Origin of the sequence: Actinokineospora fastidiosa (genome assembly GCF_014648415.1) — a bacterium.
GTDB classification, from domain to species: Bacteria; Actinomycetota; Actinomycetes; order Mycobacteriales; family Pseudonocardiaceae; genus Actinokineospora; species Actinokineospora fastidiosa.
Window position 1 is genome coordinate 1,067,499 of the sequence record NZ_BMRB01000002.1, and the last position, 16,200, is coordinate 1,083,698.

At 73.3% G+C, this 16,200-nt stretch carries 12 protein-coding genes; 8 read left to right on the forward strand and 4 right to left on the reverse strand.

From position 1 onward, the window contains the following. Window positions 1–31: 31 nt before the first annotated feature. A complete protein-coding gene (locus tag IEY98_RS14820; RefSeq protein ID WP_189211006.1) occupies window positions 32–1,033 on the reverse strand; it encodes a TerC family protein in 1,002 nt (333 codons plus the stop codon). Between the two features lie 312 nt (window positions 1,034–1,345). Here IEY98_RS14820 and IEY98_RS14825 point away from each other — a divergent pair, with 312 nt between their 5' ends. From IEY98_RS14825 to IEY98_RS14845, 5 genes are read left to right on the forward strand one after another with little or no spacing between them, the layout of a single operon-like run. After that, window positions 1,346–4,195, forward strand: coding sequence for an alpha/beta fold hydrolase (locus IEY98_RS14825; protein WP_229786917.1), 2,850 nt, complete (start codon window positions 1,346–1,348; stop codon window positions 4,193–4,195). Further along, entirely contained in the window at window positions 4,192–5,196 is a 1,005-nt protein-coding gene (locus tag IEY98_RS14830; protein WP_189211008.1) for an ABC transporter permease, read from the forward strand. The genes IEY98_RS14825 and IEY98_RS14830 overlap by 4 nt, the downstream gene beginning before the upstream one ends. A gap of 16 nt (window positions 5,197–5,212) precedes the next feature. Next, entirely contained in the window at window positions 5,213–6,283 is a 1,071-nt protein-coding gene (locus IEY98_RS14835; protein ID WP_229786918.1) for a J domain-containing protein, read from the forward strand. Window positions 6,284–6,323: 40 nt separating this feature from the next. After that, window positions 6,324–7,484, forward strand: coding sequence for a helix-turn-helix domain-containing protein (locus IEY98_RS14840; RefSeq protein ID WP_189211010.1), 1,161 nt, complete (start codon window positions 6,324–6,326; stop codon window positions 7,482–7,484). A 52-nt stretch (window positions 7,485–7,536) separates the two neighbouring features. Further along, window positions 7,537–8,571, forward strand: a complete 1,035-nt coding sequence (locus tag IEY98_RS14845; protein ID WP_189211011.1) for a helix-turn-helix domain-containing protein — start codon at window positions 7,537–7,539, stop codon at window positions 8,569–8,571. A gap of 514 nt (window positions 8,572–9,085) precedes the next feature. On the opposite strand, the gene IEY98_RS14850 is transcribed toward IEY98_RS14845, so the two are convergent. Beyond that, entirely contained in the window at window positions 9,086–9,289 is a 204-nt protein-coding gene (locus IEY98_RS14850; protein WP_189211012.1) for a hypothetical protein, read from the reverse strand. 259 nt (window positions 9,290–9,548) lie between these two features. Between IEY98_RS14850 and IEY98_RS14855 the strand changes: the two genes are divergently transcribed. From IEY98_RS14855 to IEY98_RS14865, 3 genes are all read left to right on the forward strand, one after another. After that, window positions 9,549–10,784 (forward strand): Rv0361 family membrane protein, encoded by a 1,236-nt coding sequence (locus tag IEY98_RS14855; RefSeq protein ID WP_189211013.1) that lies wholly within the window; start codon window positions 9,549–9,551, stop codon window positions 10,782–10,784. Between the two features lie 131 nt (window positions 10,785–10,915). Then, on the forward strand, window positions 10,916–11,413 hold the full coding sequence (locus IEY98_RS14860) for a hypothetical protein (protein WP_189211014.1): 498 nt from the start codon (window positions 10,916–10,918) through the stop codon (window positions 11,411–11,413). A gap of 214 nt (window positions 11,414–11,627) precedes the next feature. Beyond that, window positions 11,628–12,824: a toll/interleukin-1 receptor domain-containing protein gene (locus IEY98_RS14865; protein ID WP_189211015.1), complete on the forward strand. Its 1,197-nt coding sequence runs from the start codon at window positions 11,628–11,630 to the stop codon at window positions 12,822–12,824. Window positions 12,825–12,839: 15 nt separating this feature from the next. Here IEY98_RS14865 and IEY98_RS14870 read toward each other — a convergent pair whose 3' ends face one another. Next, entirely contained in the window at window positions 12,840–14,780 is a 1,941-nt protein-coding gene (locus tag IEY98_RS14870) for a vWA domain-containing protein (protein WP_189211016.1), read from the reverse strand. Beyond that, a complete protein-coding gene (locus IEY98_RS14875; protein ID WP_189211017.1) occupies window positions 14,777–16,171 on the reverse strand; it encodes an ATP-binding protein in 1,395 nt (464 codons plus the stop codon). Before IEY98_RS14875 ends, IEY98_RS14870 begins: the two co-directional genes overlap by 4 nt. Window positions 16,172–16,200 lie beyond the last annotated feature (29 nt).

The following is a 16,200-nucleotide window of genomic DNA, read 5'->3' on the forward strand; positions in this document are numbered from 1 at the left end:
CTCCGGTTATTACCAGTCGTCCACAGTTGAACTACCGCGCGCCCTCGGATTCCAGCTCGGCCTTTTCGTCGCGCTTGACCTTCACCAGGCTGGCGATGGTCGTGATGGTCAGCACGCCGACGATGACCGACAGCGACACCGCGATGCTCGGGGTCCACACGTCCAGGGGCTGGCCGTCGTTGAGGAACGGCAGCGAGTTGGTGTGCAGGGCCTCCAGCACCAGCTTGACGCCGATGAAGCCGAGGATCACCGCCAGGCCGGTGGACAGGTACACCAGCTTGGTCAGCAGGCCGCCGAGCAGGAAGTACAGCTGGCGCAGGCCCATGAGCGCGAAGGCGTTGGCGGCGAAGACCAGGAACGGCTCCTTGGTCAGGCCGAAGATCGCGGGAATGGAGTCGACGGCGAAGAGCAGGTCGGCGGTGCCGATCGCGATCATCACGATGAACATCGGCGTGACGAACCGCTTGCCGTCGATCTTCACGAACGACTTCTCGCCGTGGTAGGAGTTGGTGACCGGCAGGATCTTGCGCGCCATGCGGGTCAGCGCGTTCTCGTGGTACTCCTCGTCCTCGTGGGTCATGCCCTGGCGGGCCAGGCTCCACGCCGTGTAGATGAGGAACGCGCCGAAGAGGTAGAACACCCAGCTGAACCGGGCGATCGCGACCGCGCCGACGGCGATGAAGATGCCGCGCATGACCAGCGCCAGCAGGATGCCGATGAGCAGCACCTTGTGCTGGTGGATCTTCGGCACCTTGAACGCCGACATGATGATCAGGAAGACGAAGAGGTTGTCCACCGAGAGCGAGTACTCGGTGATGTAACCGGCGAAGTACTCACCGGCGTAGACGCCGCCGGAGAAGACCCAGATGGCGATGCCGAAGGCGACGGCGCAGGCGACGTAGAACGCGACCCACCGGCCCGCCTCACCTACCGTGACCTCATGCGGCTTGCGGTCGACGATGAACAGATCGATCGCGAGCAGCAGGAGCAGGCCGCCGATCGTGGCGATCCATGCCCAGGCAGGGACGAGCATCAGGTGTACCTCCGGTGTTCGGGCACATGCGAACAACCGGAGGTCTCTTCCGCCGGGTGTCGACACCCGACCGCCGGCCCCGGAGCCCGATTACGGCCCGTGTTGACGAGATCGGCGCGAAGGAATACTCCCCTCCGACAGCCCCGGGCTCGGGGCCAGATTGATTGTTGCCTGTCCAAGCACAACGCACCAGTCGGGGGTATGCGTTCCCGGGTTGGCGTTGGTCACACGGATCACAGCCCATCACCCCAGCGTGAGCGGGTCGCCACCCGCTGGGAGGACTCTCAGCGAACTTCGCATAACGTCGCACCCGTGCCCTCCATCCCACGTCCACGACCCCGCCAGGTGGCAGCGGGCGCGCTGGTCGCCGCGCTCGCGGCGGCGGGCGTCGTCTGGCTGAACACCGGTGACGAGCCGCCGCCGGTGGCGACCGCCGACCAGGTGGTCGACGTGCCCGGCGGCCCCGGCGAGGCGCCGACGGTGCGCCTCGACACCCGGCTGTACCTGCCCGAGTCCACCCCCGCCCCGGCCGTGCTCGTCGCGCACGGCTTCGGCGGCAGCAAGGAGAGCGTCGACGACGACGCCATGGAACTGGCCCGCCGCGGCTTCACGGTGCTGACCTGGTCGGCCCGCGGGTTCGGCCGCAGCACCGGCCGCATCGGGCTCAACTCCCCCGAGCACGAGGTCGCCGACGCCCGCGCCCTGGTCGACTGGCTGGCCCAGCGCCCCGAGGTCGTCACCGACGGCCCCGGCGACCCCAGGGTCGGCGTCACCGGCGGCTCCTACGGCGGCGCGCTGTCGCTGCTGCTGGCGGGCACCGATCCCCGGGTGGACACCCTCGTCCCGCTGATCACCTACAACGACCTCGGCCAGGCGCTGGTGCCGAACTCGGCTCAGCGCGAGCCGGTCGACGCGGGCACGCCCGCGGTCAACGCCTTCGCCGACGACGGCGTGTTCAAGCGCTCCTGGGCGGGCATCTTCTTCGCCGCTGGCATGGGCGGCGCGGGCCTGGCCGACCCGGCGGGCGACGCGGTCGAGGAGGGCACCGAGGACGACGACGCGGCCGAGGCGGCCGCCGCGCAGGCGGTCAACGGGCCCGGCCCGCGCGGCGGCGGCCAGCAGGCGCCCACCGACCCGTGCGGCCGGTTCACCCCCGCGGTGTGCGCGGCGTACGCGCAGATCGCGCAGACCGGCCAGGCCGACGAGGCGACGATGGCGCTGCTGCGGTCGGTCTCGCCCGCGACCGTCACCGGCCGGATCACCCAGCCGACGATGCTGGTGCAGGGCGAGCAGGACACCCTGTTCGGCCTCGACCAGGCCGACGCGACCGCGCGGCAGCTGGCCGGGCCGGTCAAGGTCGTCTGGTACACCGGCGGCCACGACGGCGGCAGGCCGGGGCCGGAGCTGCGCGCCGAGATCGGCGAGTGGTTCGACTTCCACCTGCGCGGCATCGGCTCCGACCCGGGCACCGGGTTCGAGTACGCCGTGCAGGGCGCGCTGCGGGCGCAGGGCTCGCCGTCGGTGCGCACGGTGACCGCGCCCGCGTACCCCGGGGTGGGCGGCGCGGCCCCGGTGCAGCGGCGGCCGGTGCCGCTGGCGGGCCCGGAGCAGGTCGTGGTCAACCCGCCGGGCGGCAACCCGGCGTCGATCAGCAGCATGCCCGGGCTCGGCTCGGTGATCGGCAGCTCGTCGCGGCTGGCCGGGCGGCTCGCCGTCGACCTGCCGGGCCAGTCGGCGCGGTTCCGCAGCGAGGCGATGACCCAGCAGCTGCTCATCGCGGGCGCGTCGACGGTGCGGCTGCGCGTGTCGGCCGTGCCGGGCACCCCACCGCCGCCCGGCGGCGCGGTGCTGTTCGCCAAGGTCTACGACCTCGACGCCAACGGCGTGCGCACGCTGCCGGGCTCGGCGGTCTCGGCCTTCCGGGTGCCGGACCTGCCCGCCGACGGCGCGCCGGTCGAGGTGACGGTGACGCTGCCGGGCATCGTGCGGCCGGTCGAGACCGACCACAGCGTCGAACTGGTCGTGACCACGACCGATCAGGCCTACCAGATGCCCGCGCAGCCCGCTGCCTACCGCGTGGCGCTCGCCTCGGCCGACCTGGCGGTGCCGCTGGTGGCGGGGGTCGGGTCGAGCACGGCGCCGCCCGCCGGTCCGCTCATCGGCATCGCGGTCGTCGTCGGACTGGTCGTGCTGATCGGGGTCGTGGCGTACGTGCGGCGGCGCAGGGCGGACAGGTTCGAGCCGGACCTGGCCGACGTGCCGCTGGTGATCGAGGACCTGTCGAAGGAGTACCCGGGCGGGCTCAAGGCCGTCAGCGACCTGTCGTTCCGGGTGGAGAGCGGCCAGGTGCTCGGCCTGCTCGGCCCCAACGGCGCGGGCAAGACGACCACGCTGCGGATGCTGATGGGCCTGATCCAGCCGACCGGCGGCACGATCAGGGTCTTCGGGCACAGCGTGCGCCCCGGCGCCCCGGTGCTGAGCCGGATCGGGTCGTTCGTGGAGGGCGCGGGCTTCCTGCCGCACCTGACCGGGCGGCAGAACATGGAGCTGTACTGGGCGGCCACGGGCAGGCCGGTCGAGGAGGCGCACTTCGCCGAGGCGCTGGAGATCGCGGGCCTCGGCGGCGCGGTCGACCGCCGGGTGCGCACCTACAGCCAGGGCATGCGCCAGCGGCTGGCCATCGCCCAGGCGATGCTGGGCTTCCCGGACCTGATGGTGTTGGACGAGCCGACCAACGGGCTCGACCCGCCGCAGATCCACCAGATGCGCGAGGTGCTGCGCCGCTACGCCTCCACCGGGCGCACGGTGCTGGTGTCCTCGCACCTGCTGGCCGAGGTCGAGCAGACCTGCGACCACGTCGTGGTGATGCACCGCGGCAGGCTGGTCGCGGCGGGCACGGTGGAGGACATCGTGGCGGGCGGCGGCGAGGCCACCTTCCGGGTCGACGACCCGCAGGCAGCGGCCGAGGCGCTGCGCGGCGTCGGCGGCGTCGACGGGGTCACCGTCGACGGCGACCTCGTGCACGCCGACCTCGACGGCATGCCGCGCTCGCGCGCGCTCAAGGTTCTGGTGGATGCCGGTGTCGCGGTGGAGCAGGCCGGGCCGCGCCGCCGCTTGGAGGACGCGTTCCTGCAGCTCGTCGGAGAGGAGCCGCAACGATGAGCGACACCAACGGTCGCGCGCCCGACTGGGGCGTGCCGAAGGCGTCCGCCACGGAGGGCCAGCGCTCGGGCCACGAGACCGTGACCACGGTGCACACCGATCCCGACGCCATCAACGACATGGTGGCCTCGGCCTCGCGCGAGCACATCGGGCACGGCAGCGACGGCTCGGTCGACGGGTTCTCCTCCACCCGCACGCTCCCGCTGCGCGTGGAGCTGCTGCGGCAACTGCGCAGGCGGCGCACGCAGGGCCTGCTCGGGTTCCTGGTGGTGCTGCCGTTCGTGCTGTGGGCGGCGTTCGAGTTCGGGTCGGACAGCTCCAACCGCCGCTCCGGCGGGTTCGTCGACCTGGCCACGGCCAGCGCGCCGAACTTCGTGGTGTTCGTGCTGTTCGCCGCGGGGAGCTTCCTGCTGCCGATGATCGTGGCGCTGTTCTTCGGCGACACGGTGGCATCGGAGTCGTCGTGGTCGTCGCTGAAGTACCTGCTGTCGATGCCGATCCCCCGGCTGCGGCTGCTGCGGCAGAAGGCGATCACGTCGGGGATCCTGTCGCTGCTGGCGCTGGCCCTGCTGCCCGCGGTGGCGCTGGTGGTCGGGATGGTGTTCTACGGCGTCGGCGAGGCGGTCAGCCCGACCGGCGACGCGGTGCCGTTCTCCGACTCGCTGCTGGCGATGCTGTTCGCGGTGCTGTACCTGGCCGTCCACCTGATGTGGGTGGCCGCGGTGGCGCTGTTCCTGTCGGTGAGCACGGACGCGCCGCTGGGCGCGGTCGGCGGCGCGGTGCTGGTGTCGATCCTGTCGCAGATCCTCGACCAGATCACCGCGCTGGGCGATCTGCGGGACTACCTGCCGACGCACTACGCGTTCGCCTGGTCCGACCTGATCTCCACCGACATCGACTGGACGGCGATGACCGAGGGCGCGTTCTCGGCCGTCTGCTACGCGGCGGTGTTCGGCCTTCTGGCGGCAAGGCGATTCGCCCGCAAGGACATCACCTCGTAGTGGAATGATCTCCGCCGTGGACGACGTCGACTACTACGAACTCCTCGGTGTCTCCCGGGACGCATCCACGGCGGAGATCAAGTCGGCGTACCGGGCGCTGGCCAAGGTGCTGCACCCGGACGCGGGCGGCACCTCGGGCACGTTCCGGATGCTGACCACGGCGTACGAGACGCTGTCGCGCCCCGACCGGCGCGCCGCGTACGACTCGGCGACGCCCGACCCGGCGCCGGTCGCGCGCGGGCGGCGCCGGATGTTCCGCGACGAGCCCGCGTGGGTGCCGCCCGCCTGCCGGGTGGCGCCCTCGGCGCTGCCGTGGTGGCACCTGACCAAGCACCAGCCGCGCATCGGCTACGTCCGCACGCCCGGCCACGCGCCCGCCGCCCTGGCGCTGGCCGCGGTGTGCGTGCTGGCCGTGCCGCCGCTGGTGGCGCCGTTCCCGACGTTCCTGGTGGTCGTCTGGCTGGCGCTGGCCGCCGCGGCGGCGGCGGCCGCCGTGCGTCTGGCCCGCGAGTACGCCGCCGCGGTCCGGGGGCACCGGGCGGCGCTGGCGGAGTTCGGCGAGCGCACGGTGTTCGGCGTGGCCGACCACGAGCCCGCGGGCGAGCGGCTGACCGCCGACCTCCTGCGCCGCTACCTGGCCCCGCTGCCCGGCGCCCGCGTCTTCCACGGCCTGTCCCGCCCCGGCTCGGTCTTCGCCGACGTCGAGCACGCCGTCCTGTGCGGCAACCGCCTGGTGCTCATCGAGTCCAAGCTCTGGCTCCCCGGCCACTACGAGTTCGACGACGACGCCGCGATCTGGCGCAACGACCACCCCTTCCGCGGCGGCGAGACCACCCTCCCGGCCACCGTCGAGGCCTTCACCGACCTCCTCCCCGGCGTCGAGATCCGCGGCGCCCTCATCCTCTACCCCAACCGCAGGGGCCCCCTCACCACCGACGACACCCCTGCCCTCGGCGTGTCCCCTGTGGACCCCGACACCTTCGTCCACACCTTCGGCGCCTGGCTGGCAGGCGACTGCGGCCACGTCGACCACCACACCCTCCGCGCCCTCCGCGCCCGCGTCGTCACCACCTCGGACGCGGCCTGACCGGTTTACCCTGGTGCCACGGCGATTCCGGGGAGCGCACATGTCCGACATCGGCAGGCGGTTGCGCCACCTCCGGCACGCCCGCGGCAAGTCCCTCGCCGTGGTGGCGGGCCTGGCGGGCATCTCGCCGTCGTACCTCTCGCGGATAGAGAACGGTCAGCGCGCGGTCGACCGCCGGTCCCTGATCGTGGCCCTGGCGAACGCGCTGGACGTCTCGCCCACCGAACTGGTCCACGAGGCTCTGCCCGTCACCGCCCGGGGCTCGACCGACGCGGCGGTCGACCAGGTCAGGCGGGCGCTGTTGGCCGTGACGATGGGACACCCGGCGGGCGGCGTCGTGCCGGTGGCCGTCCTGGCGGACCGCGTGTCGGCGGTGCTGGACGCCCAGCAGCGGTGCGAGCACGACGTCGTCGGCCGGGCGCTGCCGATGCTGATCCGCGACGTGCACGCCAACCCCGACGCCCGGCGTCTTATCCCGTTGCTCCATGTGCAGGGGACGCAGGCGTGGCTGCGGGACGTCGGCGCGCCGCTGGACCTCGGCTGGCAGGCCGCCACGATCGCCCGCCAGGCCGCCGACGCCCTGGACGATCCGGTGCCCCGCGGCCTGGCCGCGTTCGGCGTCGCCCACGGCCTGTTGGCGGCAGGCGCGTACGACCTGGCGTCCGACGTCCTCGGCGCGACCGAGCGCGACACCTCGACCTCCGAGCGCTCACACCTGGCGGGCATGCTGGCCTTCACCGACTCGCTGCTCGCCATCTGCCGCGGAGACAAGGCCGCGAGCGCCGCCGCCCTGGACCACGCCGCCGACCTCGCGGACCACGTCGGCGAGGGCAACGCCCTCTGGTTCGGCTTCGGCCCCTCCAACGTCGCCGTCTGGCGGATGGCCGTGGCCCTGGAGGCGGGCGACCACGCGGCCGCGGCGGCCATCGCCACCCAGGCAATCCCCGACGCCATCCCCTCACCCCAACGCCGAGCCGCCTACTGGGCCGACTACGGCCGCGCCCTAGCCCACCTGCCCAACCACCGCGACGCCGCCATCACCGCCCTCCGCCGCGCCGAACAGATCAGCCCCACCCGAGTCCACCACCACCCCTTCACCCGCTCGGTGCTCGCCGAACTCCTGACCACGGCCCGCGCCGACTCGGCAGGCCGCGAACTGCGCGGGATGGCGTATCGGGCGGGTCTGCTCCCGATCAGGTGACATTGCCACGGAGGCAACTCCCTTTCCGGGATCGTCCCTAGCGTCCCTGATCATGACCACCACAGACCGGCGGCGGCCGCCGAGGACACGGGATCGGATGATCGGCGCGCGGCTGCGCGCGTACCGGACCCAGTTCACGCCGTTCACCCTGGAGCAGGCCGCCGAGCAGGCGCAGATGTCCGTCCCGACGCTCAGCCGGACCGAGAACGGCCGCAGGCATGTCACCGTCGAGGACGTCGCGACGCTGCTGACGGTGTATCGGGTTCCGCGCGAACTCCGCACGCCCCTGATCGAGGTGGCTCGATCGGGCTTCCAGGACGGTGTCTGGCAGAGCGCGCCGCTGCCGGGGTGTCCGATCGATGCCGACGGGATCACCAGTCTGGAGGCGGGAGCGCACCGGTTGACCGACTGGTGTCCGAGCACGATCCCACCGCTGCTGCAGACGCCGGCCTACGCGGCCGCGGTGCTCGGGGCGAGTGGCGTCGATGACATCGAGAGTCACGTCGAGCATCGGCTTCGGCGGCAGGAGGTGCTGAAGACGACCGACTACACCGCTTTCATCCACGCCCCCGTGCTGGATATGGCGGATGATGAGCAACTGGCGCACCTGCAAGCCGCCACCGAGCGGGGTGTCGGGGTGAGGCTCGTCCCGGCGCGGGTGCTGACGGTGGGGCATCCGTGGTTGCTGATGGAGTTCCCCGACGACCCGCCCCTTGTCTATATCGGACTGCGAAAAGTGGGGATCTACCTGCACGAACCGGAAGCAGACGGCTACCCGAAGCTGCGAGACAGGCTCGATCGCGTCGCGTGGTCCACCTTGGACACCCGGCGGCTGCTCGATCAGGCCAGGTCGACCAAACCGACGGCGGCGGCGCGGCGGGCGATGGTGGCGCGGGAGTCCTCCGGGAGGCGGTCGACCTCGGCGGAGAGGCGGGACAGGCCGGTGGCGTCCAGGTGGGTCAGCACCGTGAAGATGTCCGACGCCAGTGGCTCCTCCGCGGCGACGGCGGCGGTGACCACGGCGGGGACCTCGGTGTCGGGGACCATGGCGAAGATCTCCGCGAAGCGGGTGTCGTCGTCGCTGTAGACGGCGGTGTGGAGCATGTCGGGGGCCGAGAGTTCGGTGACCAGCGCGCGGAGGGCGGGGGCGGGGAGGACGCCGATGAAGCGGCCCATGGTGACGTAGTCGCCCCGGCGGATCAGTTCGACGGCGACCGCGCGCATGCGGTCGACCGGGAGGGTGGCGAGGATGGCGGCGACGCGGCGGGGGTCGAGTTCGGCGGCGACGTCGGCCAGGAAGGACGGGGACACCCGGGCGGCGAGGTCGACGGCCCGCTCGGGTTCGAGCACGCCCGCCACGCGCGCGCACAGCAGGGGGCCGAAGGCGCGTTGGGCGATCGCCGCGGTGATCGCGGCCGGGACCAGTCTGCTCGCGGCCGCGATGCGCTCGAAGACGGCGGCGTTGGCGTCGAAGAGGACGTCGGTGGCGCGCTCGCGGAGTTCGCGGATGTCCTCGGCGGGCAGGTCGGCCAGGTAGGCGAAGCGCTCGGGCGGGTCGCCGAGGAGGCGGGCGAGCTTGACGATCTCCGCGCGGGCGCCGCTCACAGGCCGATCACCTTCCGGACCAGGGGGCGGATCAGCCGGGGCAGCTGTTCGAGCGACTCCTCGGTCGCCGCCATCAGGTGCCTGGTCTGGCGCCGTCGGGCGTCGCGCAGGGCGGCGGCGAGGTCGTCGGCGGCCTCGGCGGGCAGGCCCGCGACGGAGTCGGGCAGCGGCGCCCGGAACTGCCTGCGGAGTTCGTCCACCCGACAACTGTACGCAGAACCGCGCCGGGCCAAACGCGATGACGCACAGTGACCACCCGGGGATCGTCGGGTGATCCCGCGCCGAGGCGGCGAAGGTCACCTTGACCGCGTCCGCCCATGCCTGCGGCCTGCGACGTTGCGGACACCAACGGTCAAAACGGGAACAGACCAGGGCCTTTGGTCCCTGTTGATTACCTTCGCGTTTACATACCGTCCCGGGCACCTCGATATGTACGGCCAGTGAACGTGAGTCGACCGCATGCACGTCTTCATCAGCTATGCCCGACGGGACCAGTCGTCGATCAGCCAGTTGCGCGCGGACTTCGAGCGGTTGGGGCATCCCGTGTGGTTCGACCGGGACCTCGACGGCGGGCAGGCGTGGTGGGACCAGGTCCTGCGGCGCGTGCGCGACTGCCGCGCCCTCGTGTTCGCCCTCTCCCCCGACTCGCTGCGCTCGGCCGCCTGCCTGGCCGAACTGCGGTACGCGATCGCGCTGCGCAGGCCCGTGCTCGCCGTGCGGGTGCGCCCCGTCGACCGGGACGCGCTGCCGAAGGAGCTGCGCGACACCGAGGTCGTCGAGTACGTCGACCGCACGCCGGAGTCCGTGATCGCCCTGCTCAAGGCGTTCAACGCGCTGCCGATGGCCAAGCCGCTCTCCGGCAGGCTGCCCGCGCCGCCCGCCATCCCCACCAGCTACCTCACCGCCTACCTCGCGCGCATCGACGCCGATGACCTCTCCCCCGCCGAGCAGGACGAGCTGTTCGAGCAGCTCAGCTCGCGGCTGACGTCGGCGGAGTTCCCCGCGGTGTGGGACCTGCTGGTCCGGTTGCGCGGCCGGGCCGAGCTGACCCCGCTGGTCGCGGTGAAGATCGAGCGGCTGCTGGCCCCCGGCTGGCGGCCGGACCCGCGCGGGCGCTTCGACGCCCGGCACTGGGACGGGCAGGTGTGGACGACGCTGGTCCGCCAGGGCGACCGCGAGTTCAACGACCGCAACTCGCCCCCGGCGTCGTCGGCGCACCTGCCGACCGCGCTGGAGGACACCGGCACCGACGAGCTGCCGCTGGCGCAGGGCAGGCACGCCGACCCCGAGCCCAAGCCGCGCCGGGGCCTGCCGCTGCTGGTGGCCGCGGGCGTGCTGGTGCTGGGCGGCGGGGCGACCGGCGGGGTCATCTGGGCGGGCTCCGGCCCGGACCAGGACGCCGCCACCAACGTCGCCCGCAACTTCGTCGACGCGGTCAACACCCGCGACGAGGCCGCCATGCAGCGGTTCGTGTGTGGACGCGACGCCACCGAGAACGCGCACCTGTACCGGGGCTTCCTCGAGACGGCGAACGTCACGCTGGAGAGCGTCGACGTGTCCGGCGCCGACCCGAGGTTCACGGTCCTGGCCGCGCGCACGTCCGGCAACTCGTCGGTGAAGCTGAACATCCCGCTCGCCGAGGAGGACGGCGAGTGGAAGGTGTGCGACATCAGCCGGGCCCTGTCGGGGCGCTGACCGCTCGTCCGATCGGGCGGTTGTCGCCGCGACCGGTCTCCGGCACACTCCGCTGCGGTGGGCCGGAATTCCCGCCCATTTCGGACTGGGGAGTCGGGATGCGATTACCTGCCGGTTTATCCGCGCGCGTCATGACGGTCGCCGTCGCCGTGGCCGCCGCTGTCGGCGTCACCGTCCCGCCGAGCGCGGCCGCCGAGCCCGCGTCGCCGGGCGGCAGGTACTGCGCGTCCCTCGTCGGCCGCGCGCCGGAGGGGCCGGGCGCGGTCTCCCCCGTCATCGACCGCGAGTGCTCGGACACCTCCCGCGCCGACGCCCGCGCCCGCCTGCGCGGGGCGCGCGTGGAGACGCAGGCCAGGGCGCTGCTCGTGACCTGGTACACCGCCATCGACTACGGCGGCTTCTCCGAGGACATCTACGGCGACTCCGGTCCGTGCGACCGCCGGGGGTACCGGCTGGACATCTGGCAGACGTACTGGCGGAACAACCTGAGTTCGGTGATCGGCACCGTCCAGTGCAACCGGTCCCTGTTCTCGAACAACGTCAGCGCCGACACTTTCTGGCTGCCGGTGCCCTATCTCGGCAAGTACAACGACAACGTTCACCAGATGCACGTGTACTACTACAGCTGAATGGCAGCCGACTTGCCGAGACCCATTTCACCGGGAAGCATGCTGACGCAGGGCCTATCCTGGGCCTGATGGACCGTGAGCGACAGCCGGGCGATCCCCACCGCTGGGCTCGCGGCGCCCGGCCCGGACGGTCGCCGGTCCCGCTGGCGGACGACCGGGTCGCCGCCTGCGGAGGGCAGCAGCCAGGGGGGCGGCCGAGCCGGGTGTTCGGTCGTTGATCGCGGAGTTGGTCATGCACGTGTTCGTCTGCCACGCGGCCCCCGACCGGGACGCCGCCGCCCGATTGCGCGCCGACCTGGCGCAGATCGGCAGGCAGGTGGCGCTGGACAGAGGCGAGCCGAACGGTCCCCAGTGGTGGGACACGGTGCTGTCCCGCATCCGGCGGTGCGCGGTCTTCGTGTTCGTCGTCTCACCGGACTCGGTGCGCTCCCCCGGCTGCCTCGCCGAGCTGCGCTACGCCGCGGCGCTGGGCAAGCCGCTGGCCGCGGTGCGCCTGGGCGCCGCGAAGTTCCCCGCTGAGCTGGCCGACGCCGCGGTGATCGACGCGGGCGGGAGCACCGCCGAGCGCATCCCCCGCCTGCGCGCGACGATCGACGCCTTCCCCCCGCCGGGTTCGCTGCCGCAGCCGCTGCCGCCGGAGCCGCCCGTGCCGTACCTGGAGGTGTACCGGTCGCGGCTGGACCAGCCGGTGCTCGACCAGACCACGCAGCTGTCGATCATGACCGATCTGCGCTCGCGGCTGCTCGACCCCAAGCAGCGGGCAGGCGCCTGGTCGCTGCTGGTGGGGCTGCGCAGGCGCCCGGACGTGGCGCCCCCGGTCGCCGCCACGCTGGAGAACATCCTGGCCCCGGGCTGGCAGCCGGACCCGGAGCGCCGGGTGGAGCGGCGCTACTGGGACGGCCAGGCCTGGACCACGCTGGTCCGCCACGACGGCCGCGAGTTCAACGAGCGCCGCACCCCGCCGCCGGAGACGACCTGGGAGGCCGACACCCCGGCGCCCGCCGCCCACCGCCGCGCGAGCGCCCCCCGCACGACACCGCGGCGCAAGACGCGCTGGGTGCTGGTCGGGCTGGCCGTCGCGGTCACGGCCGCGGGCGGCGCGGTCGCGGCCCTGGTGCTGCCCGGGGTGACGGCCGCCGACGACGACCCGGTGAAGGCGGCCCGGACCTTCGTCGACGCCGTGAACACCGAGGACGTGGCCGACCTGCGCGCGGTGACCTGCGAACGCGTCCGCGGCCAGGCCGCCGACGTGTTCGTCGACCTGGGCCCGCTCACCCTCGAACAGGTCAACGAGAGCACCGACCCGGTGACGTTCACCGTCGTGACCACCAACGTCGTCGGCGGCGAACTCGAACAGCGCGTGTTCCCGCTGATCCGCGAGTCCGGCGAGTGGCGGGTCTGCGCGCCCTGAGCGCGCCCCGGCGGTTCAGCGCGAGCGCCGCGAGCGCAGGTAGTCGCCCACGACGGCCGGGCCGAGCCCGTCGAGGTCCGGGTTGACCACCCGGCCGCCGCCGCGGCGGGCGACGATGTCGACGAAGCGGGCCAGGCGCTCGTCGTCGCCGAGCTTGAAGACCGACAGGGACGCGCCGAGCCGGGCCAGCCGGTCCACCTCACCCAGGGTCTTCCGCAGCGTGCGCTGCGTGGTCGGGTAGTTGAACACCGCCTCGCCGTCGGGTTCCAGGTGGGCGGTGGGCTCGCCGTCGGTGACGACCAGCACCACGGGCTGCGCGTCGGGGTTCGCGCGCAGGTGCCTGCCCGCGAGCAGCAGGGCGTGGTGCAGGTTGGTGCCCTGCTCCCACACGCCCTCCAGCGCGGTCAGCGTGCCGATGTCGACGGTCGCCGCGTGCCTGCCGAAGGTGATCAGCTGCAGGTCGTCGCCGCGGAAACGGGTCCGCACCAGGTGGTGCAGGGCCAACGCCGTGCGCTTCATCGGGACCCAGCGGTTGTCCTGCACCATCGACCACGACGTGTCCACGCACAACGCCACCGCCGCGCGGGACCGCTGCTCGGTCTCCACGACCTCCACATCGGACACATCGATGCGCACCGGACGCCCGCGCACGACGGCGTTGCGGATCGTGCGCGGCACGTCCCACGGCTCGGTGTCGCCGAACCGCCACGGGCGGGAAGCGCCCGTCGGCTCGCCCGCCGCGCCCGCCCGTCGGGTGTCGCGCGCTCCTCTGCGGGAGCGCAGCGCACCGACCACATCGGACAGCGCGGTCTCGCCGAGCCTGCGCAGCGCCTTCGGCGAGAGCCGCAGCGACCCGTCCGCCGCGCGCTCCAGCAGGCCCTGCGCGCGCAGCTCGCGCTCCAGCTCGGCCAGCCGCCGGGCGTCGACGACCGCGTCAGCGCCCAGCTGGCGTTCCAGGGCCTCCAGGTCGATGTCCTCAAGGCGGGCGCCGGGGTAGCTCTGCGCGAGCTGTTCGGCCAGGGCGTCGATCTCGGCGAGGTCGGCCATGACCTGCGCGCCCTCGCCCATGCCCAGCGGGTCCTTGCCGCGGAAGCGGGCCGACGACGTCCAGTCCTCGCCCGGGCGCAGCGCGCGCAGGTTGGCGTCCAGGGTGGCGACCTGCTCGGCCATGCGCGGGTCGCCGAACGCGCCGGAGAGCAGGTCCTGCAGCTCAGCGCGCTGGCGGTCGCTCATCGAGTTCATCATCCGCTGCGCGGCGGCGGCGCGGGCGGCGAGGGCGTCGATCAGCTCCTCGACGGTGCGCGGGTTCTCCGGGAAGAACTCGCCGTGGCGGCGCATGAACTCGGCGAAGCGGGCGTCGGTGTCGTCCCCGCGCAGGTGGGCCAGCAGCAGGTCGTTGAGGTCGGCCATCATCGCCCGGATGCGCTCGACGTCCTCGGGGCGGACCTCGCTCAGCGCCTGCTTCATGCCCTGGAAGCGCGACTCCATCAGCTCCTGGCCGATGCGGTCGCGGATGCGCTGGTAGTCGGCGCGCGCCTGCTCGGAGCGCCAGTCGTAGGTCGACAGCTCCTGCACGGCCGCGGCGGTGCCGGGCGGCAGCGCGTCCAGCCGCGCCTCCCGGAAGCGGGCGTCGTCGGAGGGGTCGGGGAACAGCTCGCGCCGCTCGGCCTCCATGGCGCGCTCCAGCAGCTCGCGGACCTCGCGCAGGGTGCCGTCGAGGTTGTTGCGGCGCTGGATGCGCGCGCGGCGCTCCCACAGCCGCCTGGTCAGCTCGTCCAGGCCCGCGGTGTCGCCCGCGCCCCGGCGCAGCAGCTCCTCCAGCGCCGAGCGCGGCGACGAGCCGTCCATGATGTCGCGCCCGAGCCGGTCCAGCGCGGCGCGCAGGTCGACCGGCGGGGCGAGCGGGTCGGGGCCGTCGTCGAAGGGCGCGTAGCGGTACCGGTCGGGGACGGTCACGGCCCGTACACCGCCTCGGCGCCGTCCTCGGACTCCTTGGCGACCTTGCGCGTGAGGTACAGGTACTCCAGCGCCAGCTCCACCGCGGCGGCGATGCGCCCGGCCGGGTCGGCCGGGGTGACGCCGACGCGGGCGGCGACCTCGTGCAGCACCGGCAGCTCGGGCAGCGCGGCCAGCACCTCGCTGGCCGGGACGCGCTCGCCGGTGGCGACGAGGTTGCCGTCGGCGACCGCGTCGGCCAGCGGGCGCAGGTCGAGCCCGGCGAGCCGGTCGCGGGCGGTCTCGGCGACCGCGCGGCGCAGCAGGTGGGTCAGGTGCTCGGTCTCCCTGCCCTCCTCGCCCGCCTCGAACTCCAGCTTGCCGCGCAGCACCGACGGCACGGCCTCCAGGTCGATCGGCCGGGCGACGGCGGGCTCCTCGCCGGTCAGCGCGGCCCTGCGCAGCGCGGCGGCGGCCACTGTCTCGGCCGCGGCGACGGCGAAGCGGGCCGAGACGCCGGAGCGCTGGTCCACGGCGCCGGACTCGCGCAGGCCGCGGACGAACCGGGCCAGCGCCTCCAGCAGCGGGTCGCCCACCTCGGCGACCAGCTCGGCCTCCTGCCGGACCAGGTCGACCTCGGCGGCCAGGCTGCGCGGGTAGTGCGTGCGCACCTCGGCGCCGAAGCGGTCCTTGAGCGGGGTGATGATGCGGCCGCGGTTGGTGTAGTCCTCGGGGTTGGCCGTGGCCACGAGCAGCACGTCCAGCGGCAGCCGCAGGGTGTAGCCGCGGACCTGGATGTCGCGCTCCTCCATGACGTTGAGCAGCGCGACCTGGATGCGCTCGGCGAGGTCGGGCAGCTCGTTGATCGCCACGATGCCGCGGTGGGCGCGCGGGACCAGTCCGAAGTGGATGGTCTCGGGGTCGCCGAGCGTGCGGCCCTCGGCCACGCGCACCGGGTCGACGTCGCCGATGAGGTCGCCGACGGAGGTGTCCGGGGTGGCGAGCTTCTCGGTGTAGCGCTCGTCGCGGTGGCGCCACTCGACGGGCAGGTCGTCGCCGAGCTCGGCGGCGCGCGCCCGGGACGCGGGGGTGATCGGGTCGAGCGGGTGTTCGCCCAGCTCGGAGCCCGCGATGACCGGGGTCCACTCGTCGAGCAGGCCCACCAGGGTGCGCAGCAGGCGGGTCTTGCCCTGGCCGCGCTCGCCCAGCAGCACGACGTCGTGCCCGGCCAGCAGCGCCCGCTCCAGCTGCGGCAGCACCGTCTGGCCGAACCCGACGATGCCCGGCCACGGGTCGCGGCCCGCGCGCAGCGCGGCCAGCAGGTTGTCGCGGATCTCGGCCTTGACGGACTTGGGCTGGTGCCCGGTGGCGCGCAGTTCACCGACGGTGCGGGGCAGGGACTGGGTGTTCACCTCCCCGACGCTACGCAGATTCGGGCGCG

Coding starts and splice junctions, on each gene's coding strand:
- IEY98_RS14830 (WP_189211008.1), top strand. CDS start 4,192: ATGAGCGACACCAACGGTCGCGCGCCCGACTGGGGCGTGCCGAAGGCG.
- IEY98_RS14845 (WP_189211011.1), top strand. CDS start 7,537: ATGACCACCACAGACCGGCGGCGGCCGCCGAGGACACGGGATCGGATG.
- IEY98_RS14840 (WP_189211010.1), top strand. CDS start 6,324: ATGTCCGACATCGGCAGGCGGTTGCGCCACCTCCGGCACGCCCGCGGC.
- IEY98_RS14860 (WP_189211014.1), top strand. CDS start 10,916: ATGACGGTCGCCGTCGCCGTGGCCGCCGCTGTCGGCGTCACCGTCCCG.
- IEY98_RS14855 (WP_189211013.1), top strand. CDS start 9,549: ATGCACGTCTTCATCAGCTATGCCCGACGGGACCAGTCGTCGATCAGC.
- IEY98_RS14820 (WP_189211006.1), bottom strand. CDS start 1,033: ATGCTCGTCCCTGCCTGGGCATGGATCGCCACGATCGGCGGCCTGCTC.